Genomic DNA, 25,592 nt, shown 5'->3' with positions numbered 1-25,592 from the left:
TAGCGGGTGGCTAGGCTCATGAGCCGATGCCGTCCATCTCATCTGACCTCCGCCGTGCCGCGTTGTCGACGCGCAAGCTCCTCCTCGCTCGCCTCGGGCGTGAGGTGCGCTTCTCGCACTTCGGCGAGGAGGAGGTCATCGCGCGTCTGCTCGTCGCGCACCCGCCGGCGGAGCGGTTCTGCGTCGACTTCGGGGCCGGCGACGGCGTGGAAGGCTCGAACACGCTCGGGCTGTTCCGCGCCGGCTGGCAAGGATTGGCGGTGGAGGCGGAGCCGCGCCGTTTTGCATTCCTCTCGCGCGTGCTGGCGTCCAGCGAGGGTGTCGGCCTGGCGCGCTGTGGCGTCACGCCGGTGAACGTCGTACCGCTACTGCGCGCCTACGGCATCCCGACTGAGTTCGGCTTCCTCGATCTCGACATCGATGGGTATGACTACTTCGTCCTCGACGCATTGCTGGCCGACTTCCGGCCCACCCTCATCTGCGTGGAGATCAACGAGAGCTTCCCGCCGCCGCTGCGGTTTCGCGTGAAGTGGGATCCGAAGTGGAGCTACGCAGGCGACCACCTGCACGGGTTCAGTATCGGGGCGCTCGGCGAGCTCGCCCACCAGCACGGCTACGCGATCGTCGACCTGTTCTACAACAACGCGTTCCTCGTCCCGGCGGAGCGCGCGGGCGGTGCCGCGCTGACGCCGGAGGAGGCCTACCAGCGCGGCTACCTCGGTCGTGCGGACCGGCTCGAGCGGCTGCCGTGGAACGCCGAGTTGGAGCCGATGCAGAGGCTGTCGCCAGAGGAGGCGAGTCTCTTCTTCGCGGAGCGCCATCCGAACCGCGGCGACACGTACGAGCTCACGTGGTGAGCCCGCTCGCCTTTGCCGCCAGCGCCTGCGCGTATACCTCGAGCGTCGCCTCGGCGGTCGCCGGCCACGTGTAGCGCGCTGCGCGCGCGCGCCCGGCGGCGGCGCGGTCGGGCAGTGGTCCGAGCGCGGCGGCGACCGCGTCCGGATCGTGGGGGTCGAACCAGGTCGCGAGCTCGCCGGCGACCTCGCGCAGGACGGGGATGTCGGATGCGGCTACCGGCACGCCGCGGCTCATCGCCTCGATCACCGGCAGTCCGAACCCCTCGTGCCGCGTCGCGGTGATGAACGTGTCCGCGGCGGCGTAGAGGTCCTCGAGCGTGTCGGCGTCCACCGCGCCGTAGAGCCTCACGTCGTCGCTCACGCCGAGCTCGGCGGCGCGCGGCGCCAGCGCCTCGGTCCCGTGCCCGGCGATCGCCAGCAGCGGGCGCTGCTCGCGGCGTGCGAGCCCGGCGAGGAGCGCCTCGTGGTTCTTGTGCGGGACGTTCGTGCCGACGGCGAGGACGAGCCGCCGGCCGCCGGTGTCGACGGGACGCGCGGTGCGCTCCGGCGGCGGGTGGACCCCGTGCCGCACGACAGAGATTCGCGTGGGCGCGATGCCGAGGCCGTCGGCGATCTCCGCGCGCGAGACCTCGGTGGCCGTGATCAGCCGGTGCGCGCGGCGGGCGGCGGGCACGAGGACGGCGTCCGTACCGAGGCGCGTCGCGCGCGTCACGAGGCCCGGGCTCCCGCGGTACATCAGGTCGTGCAGCGTGACTACGCGCGCGAAGGGGCCCCACGCCGTGCCGAAGTTCGCCGGCGAGTGCAGCACCTCCACGCGCGCGGCAGCGGCCGCGCGTCCGAGCGAGACGGCCTCGCCGAGCGCCCACCCGGCGGGCCTGCGCGCCCACACGCGCGGCAGCACGACCGCGCGGTCGGCTGCGTCGGACCACCAGCCCGGGGCTTGCGCGGTCTCACGGTTGAGGAAGGTCGTCACGCGCAGCCCCGGCTCCGCCGCCCGTAGCGCCGCCAGGAGCTCGCGCGAGTAGGCCTCGCGTCCGCCGGTCTCGGCGGGCACGAGGAACAGCAGGTCGAGGCCGAGATGCATCTAGTGATCGTCGAGCGCGCCGCGCAGCGCGACGACCATCAGGGCCGGCACCGCGAGCAGGACGACGGCGCCGAGCAGCCAGTACGTCCACCCGCCGATCCAGCCGGCGCGCCACAGCGCCGCGCGGTCGAACAGCGCCGGGAGGATCGACAGCGCCGAGCGCGGCTTCGCGTGCTCGAAGCTGAGAGCGACGTCGATGCCGAGCGGCTTGCCGTTGAGCGCGGCGGTCGACGTGCGCGAGGCGAGGTCGCCGTTGCCGAAGATGGCGACCGTCGAGCTGCCGGCGTTGCGCAGGCATACACGCAACGGCTCGCGCGACGTCACGTGACCCACCGACACCGCCTCCGGGATCGGGCGGGTGGAGAACGCATACCTGCCGGGCACGCGGCCGTGCGCGACGGGCGTGCCGCCGGTGGTGGCGAGTGTGACGTCGAGCTGCGGTCCCGGGCGGCCGCCGACGGTTCCGACGACGAACGCGACGCGGTCGAAGTCCGACTCGCCGTCGGGGAGCGCGACCGGCGCCTGGCAGACCTCGCCGGTCGGGGCGAGGCTCATGACCGGGCCGGCCGGTACCACGCCGAGCGTGAACGCGCGCCGCTCGTTCGTGGTCGCCGCCAGCACGACGAGCACGAGCGCCGCCGCTGCGCAGATTCCCACCAGGACTGCGATCGGCCTACGCATAGTATCTCTGGACCATCAGCGCGATCGAGAGCACCTGGAGCAGCATCAGACCGCCGAAGACGCCCGCCACGGCGAGCGGCCGCCGTGCCGGAGCGAGCCTCCGGACGGCGAGCGCGAGCACGAGCCCGGCGACCCCGATCAGCGGCAGCAGGTAACGCCCCTGGTTGAACGACCCGCCGCCCTTGATGATGCGGTAGTCGCTCCAGTGCAGGCCGGCGAGCAGCGACAGCGTCACGAGCGCGAGGAACGCGCCGATTGCCCGGTCGGCGGTCGTGCGGGTCCGCCACAGCTCCGACGACGCGGCGACGATCACGACGAGCGTCAACGCGAGCAGCACGATGTAGACGCGGTTGCGGAAGACCACCTCGGTCCAGCCGAACGAGGCCCAGACGCCCTTGAACCAGATGTCGTAGGCGGGCAGCGTGTGCGCCGCCGTCGGGAAGTCGTTCTGGCCCGGGATCCGCGGCAGGTAGTACTGCCACACGTACGAGAACAGCTCGCGGATGCTCGTGCCGGCCGTCGTCGACGCGCTGCTGACCTGCGCCGCCGCAGGGCGTGAGAGCGCGTGCGCGACGGCGAACCACGCGCCGGCGGTGACGACGAGCGCGCCGGCGGCGGCTCCGGCCAGGCGCGCCGCACGCTGGAGCGGGAGAGGCCGGCGGCGGTGGAGGCCGATGGCGAGCACCAGCAGCGCACCGGGCAGCAGCGCGAAGCTGGTCGCCTTCACGATCGTGGCCGCGCCCACCACGGCGAAGAACACGGCCGCGTTGGCCGCCGTGATCCCGCGCCGCAGGATCCGCACCCCGAGCCACAGCGCGACGGTCCACGTCGCGAGCAGCATCGCGTCCGGCGAGACCGACGCAGATACGAACGAGACCATCGGCGCGAACGCGGCGAGTCCCGCCGCGGCGAGCCCGAGCAGCTTGTCCCGGTTGAAGATCTCGCCCGCCAGCAGCCACGCCGCCGCGACGGTGACGAGCAGCCACAGCACGGAGAGCATGCGCATCGCCGTCAGCCGGGAGAACAGGTTGCCGCTCGACGTGGCGCGGTAGGCGAGGCTGTCGTAGACGTAGTAGAGCGGAGGGTTGAACGCCGCCGGGTTCGGTCCGCCGGTATCGGCGCGCCCGGCGTGCCCGAACGACGGGTCGCCGCGGTCGAGCCACCGCTCCCAGGTCCGCCGGCTCCATTCCATCTTCGTGGCCAGGACGGCGGCGGTCTGGTTCGAGTTCGAGACCGTCATCGCGGCCTCCTGCTCGCTCGAGTACGGCGGCTTGGCGACGTCGCCCGGCAGGTCGCCGCTCTCGACGAGCGACTGCACGTACCCGAAGTGGGCGTTCTCGTCGGGCGCCTGGAAGGCCGGGGTGACCAACACCCACGTCAGGCCCAGCAGCAGCGCGGCGATCATCACGGCGGCGAGCGGCGTCAGACGTGGTCGCCGGCTCGTAGCGGTCGCCGAAGGCGCGGACGCCGGCCGGCCGACCGTGGTTCCGGTCGGTGATGCGGTCATGCGGATCGGCGAGCCAGGCTATTAGGCGACCGCTCCGCCCAGCGCACGACGACACGCCAATAGGCGGCCTGCAACGTCTGCGGAAGGCGTCCAGCCGCCGCTGCGTCGAGGAACGGCGAGTCGAGGCGGGCGCTCAGGTACCCGGCGAACGCACTCGCCGGTATGCGGCGGGTCGCCTGGACACGGCGCCGGCGCGCGAGCGCGCGCGGCAGGCTCCGGAGCACCGCGGCCTGCGCGCGAAGCTTCGCCGGCAGCCAGCCGCTGCGCGCCGCCACGACGAGCACCACCAGCTCGGTTCCCAGGAGCGCCGGGAGGAGCGGCCACAGCAGCGCCGAGGGATACGTCGCAAGGACGGTCCACCAGCGATTGCGCTCGAGCAGGAACCACTTGTAATCGCCCTTGGTGAACCCGTAGTCGTGCTCGACGCGCGCGTCCAGGACCACGCCGACGCCCCACCCGGCCAGCCGCAGCCGGAACGACAGGTCCACGTCCTCGGCGTACATGAAGTAGTCCGGGTCGAAGCCGCCGACGGCGTCCCACGCCTCGCGCCGCACGACGCACGCGGCGCCGGACGCGAACGACACCTCGCGAAGCGCCGCGCCCGCCGGGGGGACGGCGGCGCCGTACTCGCCTGTCCAGCCGAAGCCGAGCCAGTGGGTGATGCCGCCGGAGGTATTGATCTCGCCGCCTCCGGGGAGCGTCACGAGCGCCTGCCAGCAGCCCCAGCGCGGCTGCGCCTCGGCGGACGCGCGCAGCGCCGCGAGGGCCCCCGGCTGCGCGACGCAGTCCGGGTTCAGCAGCAGGATCAGCGGCGCGGTCGTCGTTGCCGCGCCGACGTTCGCGCCGCCCGCGAAGCCCGCGTTCTCGGCCAGCGCGATCAGCCGGGCGGTGGGTGCATGGCGCGCGACCTCGGCCGTCGGCGGTCCCGCCGGCGACGCGCAGTCCACGACGCACAGCTCGTCGCCCGGCTCAAGCTGCGGGCGCAGGGCATCGAGCGTCGCACCGATGTGCCCCGCGCTGTCATAGGTCACGATGACGATCGCGAGCGCGGCCGACGCCATCTCAGGGTGCCGCAATCTTCGCCCGCTCGGGGGCGTCCTTCTCCTCGCGCGGGTCCACGCCGGGCTCCTCGTTCGCGGCGAGCAGCTCCTCGACCCGCTGCTGCAGCAGGCCGAGCCGCTGGGCGAGCACCTTGTTCTGCTCAGCGAGCCGCGACGTCGAGAGCGAGAAGTGCAGCAGCATGACCAGCACGAAGCCGAACGCGATCACGAACAGCGCGGACGGCGCGTAGAAGATTCCGACCGCCGACGCGATCCTCTCCAGCAGGTTGCGCCAGACCGCGAGCCCGAGCAGGAGTGCCGACGCGAACAGCCACAGGAGGGCGTAGCGCTCCATCAGCGCGCGGCGGCGCACCAGCTCGAAGACGGTGACGAACAACCCGGCCGTGACCAGGATCGCGACGATCTGGATCCGCGTCTCCATCAGATCGTCGACTCCGCCGTCACCGGTGCGCGATCACCCGCTTCGACCGCCGGCCGCGCGCGCAGGAGCCCGACGAAGATCGCCAGCAGCACCTTGATCATGTAGTAGATCGAGCGCTGCGCGTTGATGGACGAGATGCCGCTCCGGCGCTCGCGCATGCGAACCGGCAGCTCCGCGCCGTCGAGCTTGTGGAAGTGCAGCAGCAGAACCGCCTCGACCTCGGGGTAGTCGTGCGGATAGTCGCGGGCGAACAGCTCGATGCCGCGCCGGTCGACCATCCGGAAGCCCGACGTCGGATCGGTGATCCGCCGGCCGGTCACGCGCGAGAGGATCGTCGCGAACACGCGGATGCCGAGGCGGCGCGAGGCCGAGGAGCGATACGCGCCGTCGACGCGCTCGATGAACCGCGAGCCCGTGACCATGTTCAGTCCGCGTGTGTCCTCGAGGTGCGCGAGCAGCTCAGGGATGTGGCGCGCGTCGTGCTGCCCGTCGCCGTCGACCTGGACCGCGACGTCATAGCCGTGCTGGAGGGCGTAGAGGTACCCGGACTGGACCGCTCCCCCGATGCCGAGGTTGAACGGATGCGACAGCACCGTGGCGCCGGCGGCCGCGGCAGCCGCGGCGGTGCCGTCCGTCGAGCCGTCGTCGACCACTAGCACGTCGAAGTCGGTGTGCGCCAGGACGTCGGCGATCGTGGCGGCGATAGCGCCGGCCTCGTTGTAGGCGGGAACGATGGCGAGATGCCGGTTCATCGTGAAAGCAGACGAAGATGACCCGCGGAAGTTGCGGTGCAGGTCCCGCCGTAGGCTAGCGTCGCGGTTCCCGGAGCCGGCCCGACCCTCGGCTAACGTGGTCCGCCGCATGGCGACGTTCGCCGCATGGGTGCTGCTTCCGTTCGCCCTGCTCGTAGGAGCCGGCGGGACTGGCTTGCTTGCCGAGACCGTCAGCGGAGCCCATCTTCCCAATGGTCTGATCGTCCCTGTCGGAACGTGCGTGCTCGTCCTGCTCGGGCTTCCGTTCTACCTCCTGGGAGCGGGCGCCCCCGCGCCGGCCCTGCTCTTCGTGGTCGTGACGGCGGCGGGCTACATCGCCGCCCGCGCGAACCCACTTCGCCCGGTCACCACCCCCGCCGCGCTCGCCGCGCTGTTGGTCTACCTGCTCTACCTCGCGCCGGTGCTGCTCACCGGCCACTGGACGTGGACGGGGTACAACTTCGTCAACGACCCGTCGGTCAACATGCTGATGACCGACCACATCGCGCACTCCGGCGACAGCGCGGTGAGTGGGCCGCTGTCGACGGCGCATGCGGTGATCAAGGGGACCTTGGGCGTGTCGTATCCGCTGGGCGTCCATAGCCTGCTCGCGACGTTCGACTGGCTGGTTCCGGTGACGCTGCCCGCCGCCTACCAGCCGTACATCGCCTTCCTCGCTGGGACCGCCGCGATGGCCTTCACCGAGCTCGGGCGCGCATGCAAGCTGCCGGCGTGGGCGGCCGTCGGGGCCGCGGTTCTCGCCCTGGGTGCTGGCCTTACTTACAACTACGGGCTCCAGGGGGCGTTTAAGGAGATCGCCGTCGTGGCGTGCATCGCCACCGCGGCCGGACTCGCCCGGGTCGCGCTCGACGCCCGCCTGCACGCTGGGACCGTCTCGCTTATCGCGATCTCGCTCGCAGCGGCGATCGCGATCATCTCGGCCGTCGCGGCGGGGTACGCGGCCGCGCTCGCGCTCGTGTTGCTGATCACGTCGTTCGCAGGCGAGCGGCGCCCTGACACCCGCACGATCGCCCGGGCGGCGCTCGTAGGAGGCTGCGTGCTGCTCGTGGCCATGGCGCCGTTCCTCAAGGAGACGATCGTCTTCGGCCAAGCTGCCGGCGACCAGTACGGCAGCGGGACCACCAACTCGCCGTCCGTGCTCGGCCAGCTCCTCCGGCCTCTCCCGCTCACCCAGTCGCTCGGCATCTGGCTTCGCGACGACTATCGCTATCCGCTGGAGCCCGGCCCGCTGAAGACGCTGACGGTCGTGCTGCTTATCGTCGCCGCCGCGCTCATCATCACGGGGATCGCGAGCGAGGTCCACTCCCGGCGCTGGGGCGCCACGCTCGCGCTGGTGCCGACGCTCGCGGTCGCGCTCGCCACCGCGTCGCTGCTGTCTCCGTACGGGCAGGCCAAGATGCTGGTGATCCTGTCGCCGATGGCGGTGTTCACCGCCGCCGTCGGCGCCTGGTGGCTGATCCGGCGCTTCCGGCCTGCGGGGTGGGTGGCGGCGGCGGTGCTGGCCGCCGGGGTGCTCGGCACGGACGCGATGGCCTACCACTACACCCAGATCGCTCCAACGGGGAGGCTCGAGGCGCTCGACGACGCCCTCCATCACACGGGCTCCGGAACCTGGATGCTGTCGGAATGGGAGGAGTACGCGAAGTTCATCGGACGCGACATCGACCTCGACGTGGGGCCCGAGGGATACGTCACCTATCCGCAACTGCGCTCTCCTGGGGCGATCTTCAACCGCAGCTTCGATGTCGATGAAGTCACCCTGGGCTACCTCGAGCACTTCGGCGGACTCGTCGTCAGGCGTTCCCCGGTGGCGTCCCGCCCGCCCCTGAACTTCAGCAAGATCTACGAGAACGCCTACTACGAGCTGTGGCGGCGGGATCCGCGACGGCCGGCGGTGCTCGAGCACCTTCCCCTCGGCTCCGCAGGCGCGCTCGGAGGCCGCCCGAGCTGCGAGGCCGTGACCGCGATAGCGCGGCGGACGCGGGGCCGCCAGCGGCTGGTCGCCGCCATGGCGCCGGCGGCGCCGACGCTCGACGTGCCGTCCCCGCGCTACACGCCGCGCGGCTGGGGCAGGGCTCCGGTTCCGGACGCGCTGATCCCGGGCAGCGAGGGGTTGATCCGAGCGGAGCTGCCCTTCTCCGGTGGGCGCTACGAGGCCTGGATCCGGGGGAGCGCAGAGCGGCCGCTCACGGTCTCGGTCGACGGCCGCGTCGTCGGAAGGGCGAGCGGCGTCAATACGCCCGGCCAATTCCTCCCGGCGGGTACGGTCACCTTGACGCCCGGCCGGCACACCGTCGTCCTGCGCCGACCGGGCGGCGGCCTGGCGCCGGGCGACGGGAACCCCGGCATCATCGGGCGCCTCGTCTTTCAACCTGTGCCGGCCGAACCCCGGTTGGTCACCGTCGATGCCCACGACGCGCGCCGTCTGTGCGGACGGGCGTGGGACTGGATCGAGCGCGTCCAGTAGCCCGCCGCGGGCGTCTAGCCTGCGATCTCGCGGTAGCGCCGGTCGAGCTCGTCGAGCTTGGCGGGCCAGGCGTATGCGGCGGCGGTGGCGCGGCCGTTGGCGCTGAGGCGCTCGCGCATGGCGGGGTCGGCGAGCAGCTGGTGGATGGCGGATGCCAGCGCGGCGGGCGAGCGGTCGGCGGGCATGAGGCAGTTCTCGCCGTGGACGCAGAAGTCCCGGTTGCCGTGGGCGTCGGTGCAGACCACGGCGGCGCCCGCGGCCATGGCCTCGAGCACGGGCAGGCAGAAGCCCTCGTGCTTGGAGGTCTGCAGCAGGATCGTCGCCTCGTTGAGGAGCCGGTTGACCTCCTCGTCGCTGGGGCGCTCGATGTAGCGGGCGCGCGGGCCGAGGCCATCGACGAGCTGTGGCTCGATGCCGAACAGCCACAGCTCGGGAGCGAGGTCGCCGAGCGCCTGGTACGTGGCGAGCGTGAGCGGGAAGTCCTTCAGCGGGTTGCTGCGACCGAGCGCGAGCACGACGTCTGCGCGCCGCTCGATGCCCTCCAGCGGCCGGATCGCGCGCTCGTCGAGGCCCGGCGTGAACGCCGTCACGTCGCGGATGCCGAGCTCGCGCAGCTGACCGGCGATCCACTCGCAGCCGGCGAAGAAGTGGAACTCCGGGCGGTAGGAGGCGAGCACGTCGGCATGCGCGGCGACGTCGTTCGGGTAGTACGACGTCTCGATGTCCTGCACCCAGTAGACGGCCACGCCGGCAGTGCGCGACGCCTCCCAGACCCAGGGGGCGGTCTCCCACCAGGTCGCGACCTTGATCGCGTCCAGCGGCGCGAGCGCCGCCGCAAGCGTCGGGTAGTCGGAGAAGCGGCGGACGGTCGCGTCCAGCGCGAACCAGTCCGGCCCCGACGGGGCGAGCGTCCACAGCTCGACGTCGTGCCCGCGCGCCGCGAGGCCGTTGAGGTGCGTGTAGATGACGCGGTGCCCGCCACCGATGCCGGTGTCCTGGGTCACATAGACGATCTTCTGAGTGCCGCGCGGCTCGGTCGGCTTCGCGCGCGGCGGCGCCGGCCGGGCGACGACCGACGACGCAGGCGCCAGCAGGACCCGGCGGCCGCCGGCCCAGACCTGCGCGCATAGCGCCTCGGCGGCGTCGTCGAGCGTGCCGGCGAACGCGCCTGCGAACGCCGCGACCGCGTCGCCGCGCACGTAGAGGCAGGCGCCGTCGAGCGCGAGCGCCGGCTGCAGCGGCGCTGCCGGTGGCCAGCTAGCCGGGCGCCCGGCCCAGCGGTGCTCGGGACCGTCCGGCGTGAGCGCCACGCCGGCCGACGCGAGCGTGCCGTCGGCGTCCAGCAGCCGCGGCCCGACGACGCTCCCGCTCGCTTGGTGTGCGGCGAGCTGCAGCGGTGGCAACCAGCCGGCTCGAGGCCGTACGCCGGCGCGCAGCAGCACGAGGTCCTCGCCGGGGCGCAGCGCGGTGCGCGCCGCGGCCGGATCCGGCACGACGACCGTTCGGGTGACCGGCGCCGCCGTGGTGCGCCGGGCGGCCCGAGCGGTGGCGCGCGCGTCCGCGCCCGGCCCGACGACGGCGACGAGGACCGGCCGGGCCGAGCGCCGATACCACTCGCGCGCCTGGACCGCGAGGTCGTGCCGGCGCCGCTCGCGCTCGCGCCGCTGCGCCCACGCGCTGCTCGGCATTCGTGCGGCCAGGCGGCGTTCGAGCCACGCGGCCGTCCCGGGGTGGCGTGCGGTGAGGTAGGCGCGCAGGGCGATCCGGCGCGCGCGACTCATGCGAGGTCTTGCGGGACCGGCTCGCGCGTGCCGCTGGCGGCCTGCTCGGCAAGCGCGCGATAGTGGCGGTCGAGCTCGTCGAGCTTGGCGGGCCAGGCGTAGGCCCGTGCGGTGACGCGGCCATTGGCGACCAGCCGCTCGCGCAGCGCGGGATCGGCCAGCAGCTGGTGGATGGCGTAGGACAGCGCCGCGGGCGAGCGGTCCGGCGGCATCAGGCAGTTCTCCCCGTGCTCGCAGAAGTCGCGGTTGCCGTGGGCGTCGGTGCAGACGACGGCGGCGCCGGCGGCCATCGCCTCGAGCACGGGCAGGCAGAAGCCCTCGTGCTTGGAGGTCTGCAGCAGGATCGTCGCCTCGTTGAGGAGCTCGTTGACGCGCTCGTCGGTGGGCCGCTCGATGTAGCTCGCGCGCGGGCCGAGCCCCTCCGCCAGCTCCGGCTCGATGCCGAACAGCCACAGCTCCGGGACCGGCTCCGGCAGCGCCTCGTAGGTCGAGCGCGTGAGGGGGAAGTCCTTCAGCGGGTTGCTGCGGCCGAGCGCGAGCACCACGTCCTCGCGCCGCTCGACGCCCTCCAGCTCGCGGAAGCGCTCGACGTCGATCCCGGGCGTGAAGGTCGTGACGTCGGACGGCACCATGCGCGAAAGCTGATCCTGGATCCACTCGGAGCCGGCGAAGTAGCGGAACTCCGTCCGGTAGGACGCGAGTACGCGCGCGCGGTCGGTGTGATGGCGGTAGTAGGACGTCTCGATGTCCTGCACCCAGTAGACCGGGACGCCGTGCAGGATCGACGCCTCGAAGACCCAGTCCGCCGTCTCCCACCACGTGGCCACCTTGACCGCATCGAGCGGCGACAGCGCCTCGATCAGCGCCTCGCGGTCCTCGAACGTCCGCACCGGCACCTGCAGGTCGAACCAGTCCGGGCCCGATGCGGCGAGCGTCCACAGCTCGACGTCGTGCCCGCGCTCGGCGAGGCCGTTGAGGTGCGTGAAGATCACACGGTGGCCGCCACCGACGCCGGTGTCGAGCGTCACGTAGACGATCCTCACCGCGCCGTCCTCGGTGCGCACCTCGCGGCGGTCGAAGACGTCACCCCAGCGCGACCAGAAGCGCGCCTGCGAGCGCAGCTCGCGGGGGCCCTGCATCAGCCCGCGCGTCTTGGACTCGGCGTGCGTGAGCACCGCCGCCGGGGCGTAGAGGACGCGGTGGCCGCGCTCCCACGCGCGTAGGCAGTAGTCGACGTCCTCGAAGGCCATCTCGTAGCCCTCGTCGAGCAGGCCGAGGTCGTCGAGCGTGTGCCGCGTCACGTACATGCACGCGCCCGTGACGGCCAGCGTCGCCTGCGTCACGGCGGCCTCGCCGAGGTCGCCCTGGCGCCCGCGGTAGCGGTGGTCGAACCACTCCGGGTGATACGGGTTGCGGACCATGCCGGCGAACTGGATCGTCCCGTCCGGATACAGCAGCTGACCGCCGGTGACCCCCGCGTCGCACGTGTAGGCGGTGTGCTGGAGGACCTCGAGCCAGCCGGCGTGCGCGATCACGTCGGAGTTGAGCAGCACGACGTCCTCTTCGGGCCGCGCCGCGGCCATGCCGCGGTTGCAGTTGCCGGCGAAGCCGCGCTGCGCGTCGCCGAGCACCAGTTCGACGCCGAAGCGCGACTCGAGCTCGCGGAGCCCGGGAAGATGCTCGGGCCCCGAGCCGTCGTCGGAGACGATGATGCGGACGCGGTGGCGGTTGGTCGTCCGCCGCAGGCTCTTGACCGCCTTGCGGGTCACCGCCGGGTCGCCGAAGGTCGGAATCACGACGGCGACCGGGCGGGCGTTCTCGCGATACCAGCGGCGTGCCGGCGCCGACGGGTCGGACATCCGCGCCGCGAGCCCGAGCCGCGCGCCGACCGGCGTCAGCCGCAGCGGGAAGGTGACAACTCGAAACGCGAACTCGCGCGGGCCGTGGTAGCGGTAGGTCAGGTAGGCGCGCCGCGGTAGCCCGGCGAACAGCCGGCGCAGGCGGCGAAGTGCGTAAGCAACGGTCGGCAGCATTGAGACGAGAGGCCGGACCGCCCCCGGCGAGCGCAAGACTCTAGCGAGGCCGGCGATCTATCCTGCCCGGCCCGTGGCCGCCGCCGTGACCGTCGCGATCCCCGTGCTCAACGGCGGCCCGCTGCTGCTGGAGGTGCTCGCCGCCGTCAACGCGCAGCGGCTCGACCGCGATGTCGAGCTGCTCGTCTGCGACTCCGGCTCGACCGACGGCAGCGCCGAGGCGGCCGAGCGCGCCGGCGCCCGCGTCCTGCGCATCGCGCGCGGCGAGTTCTCCCACGGCGGCACCCGCAACCTGCTCGCCGCCGAGGCGCGCGGCGAGCACGTCGCGTTCCTGACCCAGGACGCGACGCCGGCGCACGACGGCTGGCTCGCGGCGCTGCTCGGCGGCTTCGAGCTGGCCGACGACGTCGCGCTCGTCACCGGCCCGTACCTGCCGCGGCCCGACGCTCCGCTCCCCGTCCGGCGCGAGCTGACGGAGATGTTCGACGCGCTGGCCGGCGGCCCGCGCGTCTACCGGCTGGCGGACGCCGGCGAGCCGCCGCGCCCCGGCCTGGCGACCTATCACTCCGACGCCGACGGCGCGCTCGCCAAGGGGGTCTGGCGCGAGGTCCCGTTCCGCGCCGTGCCGTACGCGGAGGACCAGCTGCTCGCACTCGACGTACTGCGGGCCGGGTACGCGAAGGCCTTCGTGCCGGAGGCTGCCGTCCTGCACTCGCACCGCTACGGCGCGCTCGAGCAGATGCGCCGCCACTACGACGAGTTTCGCGCGCTGCGCGAGGTCTTCGGCCACGTCGCGGACGCGCACCCGCGCCGGCTCGCGGGGCACGTGCGCGCCCAGGTCCGCGCCGACCGCCGCTACGCCCGCGAGCGCGGATTCGGCGCCGAGTCGTGGCGCTCGCTCGTCTACCACGCCGGACGCGCCGTCACCGCGGCGGCCGGGTCACGCTCGCGCTGGCCCGGGGTCTAGAGCTCTTCGGCGACGTGCGGGGCGGCGCGGTTGAAGTACCAAAAGCCGACGACCGCCGTGCCGAGGACGATCGCTATCGGAACCAGCAGATGCGTGACCCCGCCGATCGCGTCCTTCGCGCTCGGCACGCTCGGATCGAAGAGCGCGTGGCGTGTCTGCTGGATCACGACGGCGAGCGGGTTGAACATGATCAGCTGCCGCGCCCAATCGATCTTGACGACCTCGAGCGTGTAGATGATCGGCGTGGCGTAGAAGGCTGCCATCGTCACCACCTCCCAGATCGGCTGGATGTCCCGGTAGCGCACGAACAGCGCGGACAGGAGCATCGCCAGGCCGAACGCGAAAACCACGAGGAAGCCGAGGAGCGGGATGAACTCCAGGAACCGCACGGTCCACGGCACGCCGGCGATGATCATGAAGACGACCACGGCGATGAGGTTCACTGCGAGGTTCAGCAGTCCCGTCATCGTGACGGCGACCGGGATCACGATGCGCGGGAAGTGGATCTTGCGCACGAGGTTCTCGCGGTCGAGCACCGCTCGCACGGAGCCTGCCGTGACCTCGACCCAGAACTGGTAGAGCATGATGCCCATCAGCAGCAGCTGCGGGTGGTACTTGACGCCCGCGCTCAGCTGGACGAACTGCGTGAAGACGATGTAGTAGACACCGAAGAGCAGCAGCGGACGGGCGAGCTGCCAGATGTAGCCGAGCGCAGAGCCGAAGAACTTGAGGCGGAACTCGAGGTACGCCAGCGTCCACGCGAGGTGCAGCATCCGGCGCCAGCCGCCGCTGAGCGCCCCCGGTCCGGTGATGCGCTCGCCGCCGGAAGCGGCGATCGCCTCGATATCCGTGCTCACGACGCGATCTCGGCGGCCGGACGGGCCGTCACACCGTGCTCGAGTCGCAGCTCGTGGTCGAGATCCACGAACCCACCCGTCGACAGCGTGCCGGTGGAGTAGAACGGGAGCGTCCTGGGCCGATGGTCGGCCAGTTCGAGCCCTCCGCGCGACGAGACCGACGGAGAGAGATAGAAGTGCCCTGGCGAGAGCACGTTCCGGAAGCGGACGGTCAAGGTGGCGCTCTCGCCGGCCTCGAAGACGCCGGTGTACTCGTCCGCCCAGAGCGTGCTCGTGGCGAACGCCGTGCCCTGCTCATGCGTCTCGACGGCCAGGCCGACGGTCGGGTGCTCCATCCGCTCGCGGAAGTCGATCAGCGCGCGAACGGTCATCTCCTCGCCATGCGGAATAGCGTTCGTCGTGTTCCCGCCGGCGTCCTCGATCCAGATGTCGGTGATCTGCGCACGCCCGTTGCCGAAGCGCAAGGTCGGCGCCGGCGTCCCGCTGCCCGTGTCGCGGTTGAAGTTCATCTGCAGGTACTGATTGCCGACGAGCTCCGGGTCGCCCACGGTGACCACGTCGCCGCGCTCCATCAGCATCGCACGGTGCGCGAAACGCCGGACGGCGCTCATGTCGTGCGTGACGAGGATGATCGTCTTGCCTTCGTCGCGCAGGCGGTTGAACTCGTCGAAGCACTTCTGCTGGAACGAGGCGTCCCCGACCGCGAGGACCTCATCGACCAGCAGCACGTCCGCGTCCACCTGGACCATCACGGCGAAGGCCAGCCGCACGTGCATGCCTGACGAGTAGTTCTTCAGCTTCAGGTTCTCGAACTCGCGCAGCTCGGCGAAGTCGATCACGCGCTCGTAGCGCGCCCGCGCCTCGCCGGGCGTCAGCCCCAGCATGATGCCGTTGAGGATGACGTTGTCGCGAGCCGCGAGGTCGGGATTGAAACCAACGCCCAGCTCGATGAAGGTCGACATGCGGCCGTTGACCCAGATCTCGCCGCCGTCAGTCTTATAGATCCCGGCGATGAGCTTCAGCAGCGTGCTCTTACCGGAGCCGTTGCGACCGACGATGCCGAAGAACTCGCCGCGCTCGACGGTGAAGCTGGCACCGCGGACCGCGACGAACTCGTCATGGCTCCGGCGACGGAACGGATGCAGCGCACGTTCCTTGAACGTATGCATCTGCTCGTGCGGGCGGCGGAAGTGCTTGCTCACGCCGTCGACGACGATCGCCGGTGCGCTCATTGCGTCCATGATGGCAGCCTCAACTGCGGGTCATGACCACCTGGGCGGACCTCCCTACTCGGAGAATGTCGTCCAGTCGCAGGGGCTTGAGCACCCCGTCGTCGTTGACGTCGTTGAATCGCCAGCCGCCGTTCTCGTAGCCGCGGAGAAGGTCGCAGAAGGGCGTCCACTCGTCGCCCATGCGGTCCTTGAAGACCTCAAACGTCACGACGTCGATCTGGTTGCGGTCGAGCATGCCGGCCATCCCCTTCAAGACGCGGTGCTCGCTCCCCTCGACATCGATCTTGACGAGGTCCACGTGTCCCAGCTCGCTGGAGCGGGCGTCGAGTGGCTCGACCTCGACCTCGATGTCGCTGACCGTGTCGCTCGGCACGTCGCGCGTGTAGCTCGCGTCGAGCGGTCGAAGCGAGCTGTTGCCCATGTAGCGCTCGGTCACGTGCAGCGTGAGCTTGCCCTGGAGGTCCGCCACGGCCGCCGCATGGACGGTGACGCGGTTGCGGATCCAATTGAGCGTCAGGTTCTCTTCGAGGAACTCGCGCACCCGAGGATTGGGCTCGAAGGCGAAGACATGACCCGAGTCGCCGACGCGGGATGCCATCAGCACCGTGTGCATGCCCATGTTGGCGCCGATGTCGACGGCCTTCTGGCCCTCCTGCAGCCTGCGCAGCAGGTAGCGCGAGAACGGTGCCTCATAGATGCCGTTGGCGACCAGCTCAGGAGTGAGGCTGCGGTCGTCGGCGGCGAGCAGGAGCTTCCCGCCCCAGACGGTGTTGACGAGGACCTTCCCGTCGCCCAGGTAGGCCCCGTGCGTCCCCTCGGAGGGCATCCCGTCGAGCCGCTGCCCGATCGCCTCGAGCCAGCCCTCGAGGTCGCGGAGACCGCGGTGCATCTCGTCGCGGAGCTCGTCGATCAGGCGCTCCAGGCTTCGCCCTTGCGATTCCAAGCGACCGATCGCCTGCTCCTGATTCACCTGCGCGTCCACGATCCTGGCAGTCCGCGCCGACAGCTCGTTCGATTCCGCGCGGAGCTGCTCGAACGAGCGCTGGAGACCGCCGACGCGCCGGTCGCGTAGGACTCTGTGGCCGACTCCGCGCGCCCGGCGCAGGCCGGGGATCCGGGTGACCCTGCCCTGCGGTGCCTGGCCCAGGCTCGAGATCGTCGCGGCCTGAGTGTCGACCACGACGGCGTCGATGCCTCGGCTCGCCGCCTCCGGTGCAGACGCGATGTCAGCCAGGACGCGCCTGCGCGGGGTGCTCCGGAGGCGTGCCAGGTTGCCGGCGGCCGCGGGGTCGGGCTCGCGGCCCAGGAGGAGCCGGTAGGCGCCGGCGACGAATTCGGCGTCGTCGGCCTTGCTGAGTGACAGAAGCTCCTCGTGCAGCTCCCGGGGAGACAGGAACCGAAACTCCAGCAGCTTGCCGGCTCCCGGCACGCGCGCCCGGACCTCGTCGTCGGCAACCAGCTTCCTGAGGACGTCGTGCCGGTCGCAGCCGTTCGCCAGGGCGGCGACGATCTCCGGTGCGCTTGCCGCTGCGCGGTCGTCGCCGAGCAGCGACCCCGCGAGCAGGCGTGCGAACGTGGCGTCGTCACGCCAGAACGCATCGCGAACGCGGCGCTCCAGCTCTTGCGGCACACCTGATCCGATGGTGTCGAGGAAGCGAGGATCGACGCCGAGCATCCTGGCCTCGTCGCTGGTCGCGAGCTCACGCGTGAACTGCTCCCGCGTGACCGCGCCCGAGAGGAGCCGCTCGGTCGCGGTGTCGAGCCCCTGCAGCTCGGCCGGGCGCTGGAGGATCGCGTCGTAGAGCCCGGATACAAAGTCGCGCGCGGGCGCACGGGCGAGCCGTTCGAAGGCCGCCAGATAGTCATGAGGAAACGCGTGGGGAACGAGCAACTCGTCCGTCGCCGCCTCCGGGTCGGCGACGTCTCCCAACTCCCGCATGACGTCGCGAAGTCCCGCGCGGACGGCTGCTTCGCCGTCGACCGCGCCGCCCTGGCCGGCGATGGCACGGTAGACCGCCAGGGTTCGGGCAACTGCGACGGCGTTGTCGAACTCCCGCTCGAACCGGGCCCGCCCTGCCGCACCCATGCGCGCGCGCCGTTCCGGATCGTCGACGAGCTCTCGCAGCGCGCGCTGCAGGGCCGCGACATCGTCGACGCCGACGAGCACACCCGTCTCGCCATCGGCGACGACCTCGGTGATGCCGCCGGCCGTGGTGCTGACGACGGGGCGCGAGAACATCATCGCCTCGAGGTTCATGAGCCCGAACGACTCGTAGCGCGACGGCGCGCAGAAGATGTGGCAGTCGCGCAGGAGCTGATCGAGGACCTCATCGCTGACCTCGCCCTCGAACACGATCCGGTCGCGGATCCCCGGCTCGTTCGCCAGCCGCTCGTCGACGCGTTCGCGGTAGCTGCGCGCGTCCTCGGCGGCGTACGGGTTGTCCGCGCCGGCGATCCGCAGGCGAGCCTGCGGGCGCTCCCGCAGCAGCTCGATGGCGGCGTCGAGCAACGTGTCGATCCCCTTGCGCGGCTCGAGCCGGCCGACGAATAGGATCTCCGTCTCGCCGTCCTCCGATGCGGGTGGGAGTGGACCTCCCGCGCGGTCGACCATCCCGTGCCAGACGACCGTTGCGGGCACGTCCGCGGCCGCGGGCGTCGCCGCGCGCAGCGTCTGCAGGTTCGCGTGCGACACCGGCATTAGATGCTGCGCGCGCACGAGCGCGGCGTCCTCGAGCTTGACCTGCCACGCGGTGTGGCTCTTAGCGGCGACTGCCGGCTGCGTCGACGCGATCGTCCGGATCGGCGTGCTGCAGGTCATGACGGTGGGCCAGCGCGGGTCGACCGCGCAGAGGAGGGTCTCCGCCAGCCAGACGTTGCCGGCGACGACGTCGACGCCGAACCGCTCGTGCACGGTGCGGACGGCCTGCCAGACGGCCGTCACATGCGCGAGGTTGTCTCGCAGCGGATGGCCGTCGAGGTGCGGCAGTAGCCGCTCGCCCTCCGGGTGGCGGTGCACCCAGACGCCGTCTTCGTAGTCGAGACGGAACGGCGGCTGCGAACGCGTGACGACGTGCACGTCGTGGCCGACGGCGGCGAGTCCACGGGCGAGGTCGGCGGTGTAGCGGGCGATGCCGCCCATCGGCGCGGGGGGATAGTCAAGCGACACGAGGCAAAGCGACATCCGCTCGCCCTCGGGCGCGATCACCGGGTACGGCAGGAACGCGTCCGGGTCCTTGGCGGCCAGCGCGCGGCCCGCACGTGGCTGCTCCATGCCCTGCAGGAGGCCGGCCTCGAAGCCCTCGGCGACGCGCTCGACGAACCGGCTCGCCTCGCCCGAGGTGAAACGGCCGTGGATCTCGCAGTCGGCCGCCCAGTGGCGCTGCATGTCGACGTACTCGGTGAGGCTCCGGAAGATCTCCTCCATCGGGCGATGGCCGCTTCCGTTGCGGACCGCGAAGTAGCTGCGGTTCTTGACCGGCACGTACGGATCGGTGACCAGTCCCTTGCTGCGCCGCAGATGGCTCGGGAGCATCTTGTGGTGGACCACGGCGCCGTCGAGCGGGCGCAGCGTCCAGCCCGCGTCGATCAGGTGCAGCGCGAGGTCGGATTCGTCCCAGATGTACTCGATGTTCTCGTCGAAGCCGCCGATGCCCTCGAGCGCCTGGCGCCGGAAGCTCATGTTCGTTCCTTGCAGATACAGGAACGGATCGGCGCCCGGGACGGTGAACTCGTCGAACGGAGGCTGCCGGTCGAAGTCCGTACGGCCAACGCGGTCGCATACCGCGTAGCGGTACTGCAGGTTGACGCCGGTCTGGTCGTACACGAGGCCGCCGGCGCCGCCGACCCGCTCGTCGTCGTATGCGGCGACGAGATCCTCGATCCAGCGAGGCTCCGGGATCCCGTCGTCGTCGATGAACGCCACTACATCTCCGGACGCGAGGTCGATCCCAAGGTTGCGCGACTTGCAGAGATTCCGCTCCGAATTCGACGCGACCTTGACCTGGCCGGCGTAGCGAGCGAGCACCTCCGGCGTCTCGTCTTCGCACGGGCCCTGGACGACGATCACCTCGAAGTCCGTGTAGGTCTGATGACGGAGGGCGTCGAGCGTCACACGAAGGCTCGGCGCCCGGTTGGCTGTGGCGATGACGACGCTGACGCGCAAGCGAGAACCTCCCGTGGGGAGCCCGCATCATAGAAAGTGCCATCGCGCCGCTCGAAGGGCCAGTTGCTGGCCTTCGCTGCCGTGTTCGGCCGACCTGGGACGCGGCGCGCCGGCGTCGCGGCGCCCCGCGAATCACGAATGGCGGTGCGCAGTCGCGTGGCTCTGTCCGCCGATGCCCCGGTGGACGTGGTCGTCGGCGCCGACTGACTTGGAAGAGGGCTCGCAGGACCAGCTCAGGTCCGCGCCACCCGATGGCGTGCTCGTATCATCTCCCCGAACTGGGCCGTGATGATCGAGCAACTCAATGCAGGCGGGTTCGCCTATGCCGATCTGAAGCGGTCACCTTCCGCCTGCAGGACTATTCAGGAGAGCACCACTTCGCGATGTACACCCCCGAGTCGCTGTCGGCGCTACGTGCGTCGGCCGGTTTCGACCGGATCGAGGTCGTGACCGAGCGTTGGCAGAACGGCCTGTCTCCCGAGTTCGGGATCGTCGCCCAAGCGGCCAGGGATCGCGTCCGCGACGCGGCTGGGCGCACGTGACCTTTCTCGCGCAGCGCTTCCACATCGTCCACACCACGCCGGCGTGGATGTCCATGCACGAGCGGGTCCTGCTGTACGGCCTCGTCGCTGGGCTCCAGCCGCAGCGGATCGTGGAGATCGGGACCTTCAAGGGCGGCTCGACGCTGGTGATGTGCGCCGCGCTGGACGATCTGGACGCCGACGGCAGGATCGTCTGCGTTGATCCGAACCCGCGCGTGGCCCCGGAGGACTGGGACAGCGTGCAGCACCGCGCGACGATGGTCGCCGAACCCTCGCCGGAAGCGCTGGCGAGCGCCGCCGAGGTGGCGGGCGCCGGCTTCAACTTCGCGCTGATCGACGGCGACCACACACGCGCCGGGGTCGAGCGCGACATCGAGGCAACGCTGCCGACGCTCGCCGAAGAAGCGCATCTGGTCTTCCACGACGCCCACTACTTCGAAGTCCGCGAGGCGATCGACGACGCTGTCCGCCGCCATCCGACGCTGGTGGATGCGGGCCTGGTCTCTGTGGACTCCTCGCCCGACCAGCCGGACGCCGACGGCAACGAGGTCGCCTGGGGCGGCCTGCGCCTGCTCCGCTTCCGCCGCCACGCGTCGTGAGCCTCGCGCGCTCCCGCGTGCTCCGGCCCGCTCGGGCAGCGCTCGGCCGGCGCCTACACGCCCTCATCGACAGCCGCGTTGAGGAGCGCCTCGCTCGCCGGCTCCCGGCGATCGAGGCTCAGGTCGCCGAGCGCGTGCGGCACGACGCGCTGCGCGTTCCGCAGGTTTTCGGTCCGACCGAGCGCCTGAGCGTCGATCCGACGGCGCAGGTCAACGACGCGCTGTTCAACACTGTGTCCGGGACCATCACCGTAAAGGCGCATGCGTTGTTCGGCCATGGCGTAGCCGTGCTCACGGGCGCGTACGACATCGCGGAGGTCGGTTTCGCCGGGAGCGGCGCGATCCTGGCGGCCGGCCGCGACGTGGTGATCGAGAGCGGCGCATCGGTCTCTAGCCGGGCGGTCGTGCTCGGCCCGTGCCGGATCGGCGCTGACGCCGTGGTCGCGGCTGGTGCCGTGGTGACTGGGGACGTCGCCGCGGGCACGGTCGTCGGTGGTGTCCCGGCGAAGCGCCTCGGTTCGGCCGGCCGGCGCAGGGGCCTGCCTCCCGCGACCGACGCCGCGACGGATGTCGGCCGCATGTACCTACACGCCGAGGACGAGGTCGTGACGCCGATCCTCCGAGACCGCGGCGGCTGGGACTCCGACGAGACAGAGGCGCTGCGCAACGTCCTTCGCCCTGGTGCGACGCTCGTCGACGTCGGCGCGAACGTCGGCTATGTAACGCTTCTCGGTGCGCGCATCGTCGGACGGGAGGGACGCGTCGTCGCTATCGAGCCGCATCCTGACAACCTGCGGCTTCTGAGGGCCAACGTCGCTCGCCACGGACTCGCGCACGTCGACGTCGTCGCCGGCGCGGCGTGGGATCGATCCGGAGCCGTGAAGCTGTCCGCGTGCGCCACCAACACCGGGGACCATCGTGTCGGTCCTGTACTCGAGGAGCGGCCGTGGTTGGAGGTTCCGGCACTCACCCTGGACGAGGTGCTCGGCGACACCCAGGTCGACGTCCTCAAACTCGACACGCAGGCGACGGAGCACGTCGCGCTGTGCGGCGCAAGGCGCGTGCTCGAGCGCTGCCGACCGGTCGTGCTGACCGAGTTCTGGCCAGCAGGGATCCGCGAGCTCGGCGACGACCCGCTCGATGCGCTGCACCTCTACCGCGAGCTTGGATACCGCCTGCGCGTGCTCGAGGCGTCTGAGCTCGACGCGGTCGCCGACGAGGAACTCGTAGCGCGCGTCGATCAGCGTCCGGCGCCGTTCGGCGGCTTCGTCACGCTCCTGCTGGAGCCGTAGCGGTTCGCCTCAGGCCAGCGGGCCAGGTGTGAACCGCGTGAGCGCCGCCTGGCAGCCGGCTTGAGAGTCGATGCGCTCGGTCCGGTGCTCGTACGGCTGCATGAATATGACCTTGCCGTACCGCGCCCTCCAGGCGGGTCCGAAGAGCGGCCCGATACCCGGCCGACGCGGCAGTTCGACCTTCGTCGGACCGCAGACGACCGGCTGCGGCGCGAAGATTGCCGCGCCGCGCACGGTGCCGTTGTCCACCGCGAACTTCACCGCGGCGTCAAAGTCGTTGTAGTCGCCGATCTGGTTGATCAGCGGCGCCACGTACATGGTCGACCCGAAGCTGAGCACGAGCGTGCCCGGCGGCAGCGGTGTCCGCAGCGTCGCGTGCATAGCCTGCTCGAGCTTGTGTGAGCCCTGCCAAGCCTTGATGTAGAGGTCGCCCTGCCCGCGGCTTTGAGCCGCGAACGCACCGGCGTACACGAGTGCCAGCGCGCTCATGGTGGCAAAGCCCGCGATCGCCGCCCGCCGCTTTGGGACGGCGCAGGCGGCGAGCGTCGCGAGCACTGCGAGGAGCGCCGTATACGCGACCGCGTAGCCGATGGCGGCCGCCGCGTTGCTGCGGTCGCCCTGCCCGGGCATCAGCGGCCGGTACCACAGAGCTGGGACGAGGAACAGATAGGCGAGCAGCGCGGCGACTAGCCCGAGCAGGCCGACGACCGCGTACCGCGCGAATCGCGGCCGGGCATCCCGGAGGTCGCGAAGCGTTGCCTCTCGCTCGACGACGAATCGCAGACCCAGGCCTGCGGCGATCGCAACGAGAATGACCACGATCGCGATGTCCCAGCGCCCCGACGGCGTGAGCGCGTCGAAGAATAGCCGGCAGGCCTCGGAGACGATCTGCCGTGCATGCGGCCACCAGGTATCCGCCGCGGACGTCTCGGTCCGACCTTGGGTCCTGAAGACCGCCAGCATCACGACCGCCGCCAGGATGTCCGCCCCGGTCTTCACGAAGACCGCGCGCCGCCACCCGTCGCATGCCGCGGCGTAATAGATCGGCGCCAAAGCCAGCAGCGGGAGGGGAAGTTCGTAGAAGCCGGCGGTCAAGGCGAACAGTACGACCGAGGCGGCGAGCAGGCCCCAGCGCCTGCGCGCCGGCCAGTGGCGCAGGACGATCCCGCCGAGCGCGAGCCCTGCCAGCACCAGCGCGTCGGCAAAGTCGAAGATCGATCCCGTCGACCAGAACTTCGCCGAGGAAGTGAACGGAAACGCGACGAAGAGCGTCGCCGCGACGACCGCGAACAGCCATGGAAAGCGCGCGACACGCAGGGCCGCAAACAACGCGAAGCCGGTGAGGGCCAGGAACACGGACACCCAGAGCTGGTGACGGAACGGGCTGTCTCCGACGAATCCGACCCACACCATCACATACGGCACGCTGAGGGGCCGGTACTGCGAGACCGAGTAGATGCCGTCCCACCAGTGGAAGAACCCGAGCCGCTCGGGCCCCCCGTTGTACAGCCCGATCGCTCGGAGCCTCCAGTCCTCGAAGAAGGGCCCTCCGTGCTCCAATGCGCGCCAGGTCACGACCACGACGGACGCCACGACGACCGCGATGGCGGTAGGGAGGCCGAGCCGGGGCGCGAAGGCGACGACCTGCGGGACCCGCTCCGTCAGCGCGGACGGACGCCGCGTTGGGCGCTCGCGCAGCGAGAGGTCGGTCACGCGGTGTCTCCGGCGGGCTCCGACTCGGCGTGGAAGACCCCGTGGCGGAGCATCAGAAACCCCGTGGTCGACGTCACCGCGACAACGCCCAGGAACGCGATCTGCGGCGAGATACCGAGGCTCGGCGCAAGCAGTTCAGTCGCCGCCAATGTCGTTGCGTACTGGATCACACCCACGATCGCGTACCGGAGGACCTGGCGATGTGGACGCAAGGCGAAGCTCTCCACGTGGCGGAAGACGAACCATCGCTGCATCGAGAAGTGCAGGACGACCGCGAGTGCGTAGCCGATCGCAACCGCCGCTGGCATCGGCAGTCCGGCGACGGTCGACAGCAGCAGCGTCAACCCGATGTACACGACCGCGACGGCCCCGCCGGTGATCAGGAACCGAGCTTCGGGCCGAGCCAGCACGAATCGAGCCAGCGCAGGAGGATTGGCGGGCAGTCCTGCCATCTGTGGTGCCCAAGTCTAGGGGCTCCTGCGCACCGCGAATCCGCGGGACGAAGGCCGCTAGGATTCCCGCCTTCGGTCGTGCCGGGCCCACGATCGCTCTCGCCCGCCGTCCTCCCGCGCATGCTCATCACCCGCACACCGCTACGGATCTCGATCGGCGGCGGAGGGACCGACCTGCCGTCCTTCTACCGTGAGTGCGACGGCTTCGTGATCTCGGCCGCGATCAACAAATACATGTTCATCGGGCTGAATCGGACGTTCACCGACGACTACCTGATCAAGTACTCGCAACTGGAGCGGCGCCGCTCGGTGGCCGACATCGAGCACCGGATCGTGCGCGCCGTGTTCGAGGCGCATGATCTCGAGCCCGGCCTCGAGATGGTCTCCCTAGCCGACATCCCGTCCGGCACCGGCCTCGGTTCGTCGGGCGCGTTCACGGTCGGCCTGCTGCGCGCCGTGTACGCACACAAGCGCGAGCACATCGCGGCCGAGGCGCTGGCCGAGGAGGCGGCGCGGATCGAGATCGACGTGCTGGGCGAGCCGGTGGGCAAGCAGGATCAGTACATCGCTGCCCACGGCGGGCTGACGTGCTTCGAGTTCCGCGCGGACGACAGCGTGGCGGTCAGCCCTCTCGCCGTCTCGCAAGAGACCGTGCACGATCTCGAGGAACGCCTGCTGCTGTTCTTCACCGGTTACTCGCGCTCGGCCGGCTCGATCCTCGCGGACCAGCGGACGCGTTCGGAGCGCGGCGATGCGCAGATGCTCGAGAACCTGCGACAGACAAAGCAACTGGGGCTCCGCATCCGCGAGGCGCTCGAGGCCGGGCGGCCCGAGGACTTTGGCCGCATGATGGATGAGCACTGGCAGCGCAAGCGCGCGCGCTCCTCCGGCATGACGAACGACGACATCGACCGCTGGTACGCGACCGGCGTGAGCAACGGTGCGATCGGGGGCAAGCTCGTCGGCGCCGGCACCGGCGGCTTCCTGATGTTCTACGCGGCGGATCCGCCCGCGCTGCGGGCAGCGATGAGCGGACACGGCCTGACCGAGACGCGCTTCACCTTCGACCACGACGGCTCGACCGTCATCGTCCGCAACTGACATGCAGTGC

Annotated in this window: 21 protein-coding genes; 7 read left to right on the top strand and 14 right to left on the bottom strand. The window is 71.0% G+C overall.

What is annotated here, in order from left to right:
• The first annotated feature begins 26 nt into the window (after window positions 1-26).
• Window positions 27-857 carry a hypothetical protein gene (locus H958_RS35365; protein ID WP_156027730.1) on the top strand — a complete coding sequence of 277 codons (831 nt, stop codon included), beginning with the start codon at window positions 27-29 and terminating at the stop codon, window positions 855-857.
• Here H958_RS35365 and H958_RS0106020 read toward each other — a convergent pair.
• The 6 genes from H958_RS0106020 to H958_RS35350 all read right to left on the bottom strand — a co-directional run bounded on the left by H958_RS0106020 (window position 847) and on the right by H958_RS35350 (window position 6,363).
• Window positions 847-1,941, bottom strand: coding sequence for a glycosyltransferase family 4 protein (locus H958_RS0106020; protein ID WP_028057999.1), 1,095 nt, complete (start codon window positions 1,939-1,941; stop codon window positions 847-849). The two genes, H958_RS35365 and H958_RS0106020, sit on opposite strands and share 11 nt — an antisense overlap.
• The gene (locus H958_RS0106015; protein ID WP_028057998.1) at window positions 1,942-2,598 is read right to left on the bottom strand and encodes a hypothetical protein; all 657 of its coding nucleotides are present in this window, start codon (window positions 2,596-2,598) and stop codon (window positions 1,942-1,944) included. It abuts the gene before it with no gap.
• Window positions 2,599-2,614: 16 nt separating this feature from the next.
• A complete protein-coding gene (locus H958_RS0106010; RefSeq protein ID WP_028057997.1) occupies window positions 2,615-4,027 on the bottom strand; it encodes a DUF2142 domain-containing protein in 1,413 nt (470 codons plus the stop codon).
• A 98-nt stretch (window positions 4,028-4,125) separates the two neighbouring features.
• A complete protein-coding gene (locus H958_RS35360) occupies window positions 4,126-5,190 on the bottom strand; it encodes a glycosyltransferase family 2 protein (RefSeq protein WP_051323883.1) in 1,065 nt (354 codons plus the stop codon).
• Window position 5,191: 1 nt separating this feature from the next.
• Complete coding sequence (locus H958_RS35355) at window positions 5,192-5,611, bottom strand: DUF2304 domain-containing protein (protein WP_051323882.1); 420 nt, start codon at window positions 5,609-5,611, stop codon at window positions 5,192-5,194.
• A complete protein-coding gene (locus H958_RS35350) occupies window positions 5,611-6,363 on the bottom strand; it encodes a glycosyltransferase family 2 protein (RefSeq protein ID WP_051323881.1) in 753 nt (250 codons plus the stop codon). Before H958_RS35350 ends, H958_RS35355 begins: the two co-directional genes overlap by 1 nt.
• A 109-nt stretch (window positions 6,364-6,472) precedes the next feature.
• Between H958_RS35350 and H958_RS0105990 the strand changes: the two genes are divergently transcribed.
• A complete protein-coding gene (locus H958_RS0105990; protein ID WP_156027729.1) occupies window positions 6,473-8,851 on the top strand; it encodes a hypothetical protein in 2,379 nt (792 codons plus the stop codon).
• Window positions 8,852-8,865: 14 nt separating this feature from the next.
• Here H958_RS0105990 and H958_RS35345 read toward each other — a convergent pair whose 3' ends face one another.
• Entirely contained in the window at window positions 8,866-10,632 is a 1,767-nt protein-coding gene (locus H958_RS35345) for a glycosyltransferase family 4 protein (RefSeq protein WP_051323880.1), read from the bottom strand.
• Window positions 10,629-12,665 (bottom strand): glycosyltransferase, encoded by a 2,037-nt coding sequence (locus H958_RS42870; RefSeq protein ID WP_051323879.1) that lies wholly within the window; start codon window positions 12,663-12,665, stop codon window positions 10,629-10,631. The genes H958_RS35345 and H958_RS42870 overlap by 4 nt, the downstream gene beginning before the upstream one ends.
• A gap of 73 nt (window positions 12,666-12,738) precedes the next feature.
• On the opposite strand from H958_RS42870, the gene H958_RS35335 reads away from it, so the two are divergent.
• Complete coding sequence (locus H958_RS35335) at window positions 12,739-13,632, top strand: glycosyltransferase family 2 protein (RefSeq protein ID WP_051323878.1); 894 nt, start codon at window positions 12,739-12,741, stop codon at window positions 13,630-13,632.
• Here H958_RS35335 and H958_RS35330 read toward each other — a convergent pair.
• The 3 genes from H958_RS35330 to H958_RS0105960 are packed head-to-tail and all read right to left on the bottom strand — an operon-like array spanning window position 13,629 to window position 19,883.
• A complete protein-coding gene (locus tag H958_RS35330; protein ID WP_051323877.1) occupies window positions 13,629-14,489 on the bottom strand; it encodes an ABC transporter permease in 861 nt (286 codons plus the stop codon). The two genes, H958_RS35335 and H958_RS35330, sit on opposite strands and share 4 nt — an antisense overlap.
• A complete protein-coding gene (locus H958_RS42865) occupies window positions 14,486-15,721 on the bottom strand; it encodes an ABC transporter ATP-binding protein (RefSeq protein ID WP_051323876.1) in 1,236 nt (411 codons plus the stop codon). Before H958_RS42865 ends, H958_RS35330 begins: the two co-directional genes overlap by 4 nt.
• Before the next feature lie 19 nt (window positions 15,722-15,740).
• Window positions 15,741-19,883 (bottom strand): FkbM family methyltransferase, encoded by a 4,143-nt coding sequence (locus H958_RS0105960; RefSeq protein ID WP_081685645.1) that lies wholly within the window; start codon window positions 19,881-19,883, stop codon window positions 15,741-15,743.
• Window positions 19,884-20,266: 383 nt separating this feature from the next.
• On the opposite strand from H958_RS0105960, the gene H958_RS45950 reads away from it, so the two are divergent.
• Window positions 20,267-20,425, top strand: coding sequence for a hypothetical protein (locus H958_RS45950; protein ID WP_156027728.1), 159 nt, complete (start codon window positions 20,267-20,269; stop codon window positions 20,423-20,425).
• The gene (locus H958_RS0105950) at window positions 20,422-21,024 is read left to right on the top strand and encodes a class I SAM-dependent methyltransferase (RefSeq protein WP_028057994.1); all 603 of its coding nucleotides are present in this window, start codon (window positions 20,422-20,424) and stop codon (window positions 21,022-21,024) included. The genes H958_RS45950 and H958_RS0105950 overlap by 4 nt, the downstream gene beginning before the upstream one ends.
• A gap of 53 nt (window positions 21,025-21,077) precedes the next feature.
• Here H958_RS0105950 and H958_RS48120 read toward each other — a convergent pair whose 3' ends face one another.
• On the bottom strand, window positions 21,078-21,302 hold the full coding sequence (locus H958_RS48120) for a hypothetical protein (RefSeq protein ID WP_156027727.1): 225 nt from the start codon (window positions 21,300-21,302) through the stop codon (window positions 21,078-21,080).
• Between the two features lie 9 nt (window positions 21,303-21,311).
• Between H958_RS48120 and H958_RS42860 the strand changes: the two genes are divergently transcribed.
• Window positions 21,312-22,316 (top strand): FkbM family methyltransferase, encoded by a 1,005-nt coding sequence (locus H958_RS42860; RefSeq protein WP_156027726.1) that lies wholly within the window; start codon window positions 21,312-21,314, stop codon window positions 22,314-22,316.
• 9 nt (window positions 22,317-22,325) lie between these two features.
• On the opposite strand, the gene H958_RS0105940 is transcribed toward H958_RS42860, so the two are convergent.
• The gene (locus tag H958_RS0105940; RefSeq protein ID WP_156027725.1) at window positions 22,326-23,897 is read right to left on the bottom strand and encodes a hypothetical protein; all 1,572 of its coding nucleotides are present in this window, start codon (window positions 23,895-23,897) and stop codon (window positions 22,326-22,328) included.
• Window positions 23,898-24,025: 128 nt separating this feature from the next.
• Window positions 24,026-24,373 carry a GtrA family protein gene (locus H958_RS0105935; protein WP_231379178.1) on the bottom strand — a complete coding sequence of 116 codons (348 nt, stop codon included), beginning with the start codon at window positions 24,371-24,373 and terminating at the stop codon, window positions 24,026-24,028.
• Here H958_RS0105935 and H958_RS0105930 point away from each other — a divergent pair.
• Complete coding sequence (locus tag H958_RS0105930; RefSeq protein ID WP_231379177.1) at window positions 24,257-25,582, top strand: GHMP family kinase ATP-binding protein; 1,326 nt, start codon at window positions 24,257-24,259, stop codon at window positions 25,580-25,582. The two genes, H958_RS0105935 and H958_RS0105930, sit on opposite strands and share 117 nt — an antisense overlap.
• Window positions 25,583-25,592: the final 10 nt, after the last annotated feature.

Origin of the sequence: Candidatus Solirubrobacter pratensis (assembly GCF_000425945.1) — a bacterium.
GTDB classification, from domain to species: Bacteria; Actinomycetota; Thermoleophilia; order Solirubrobacterales; family Solirubrobacteraceae; genus Solirubrobacter; species Solirubrobacter pratensis.
Note: the sequence above shows the minus strand (reverse complement) of the source record. Positions and strands in the feature narration are given on the sequence as shown.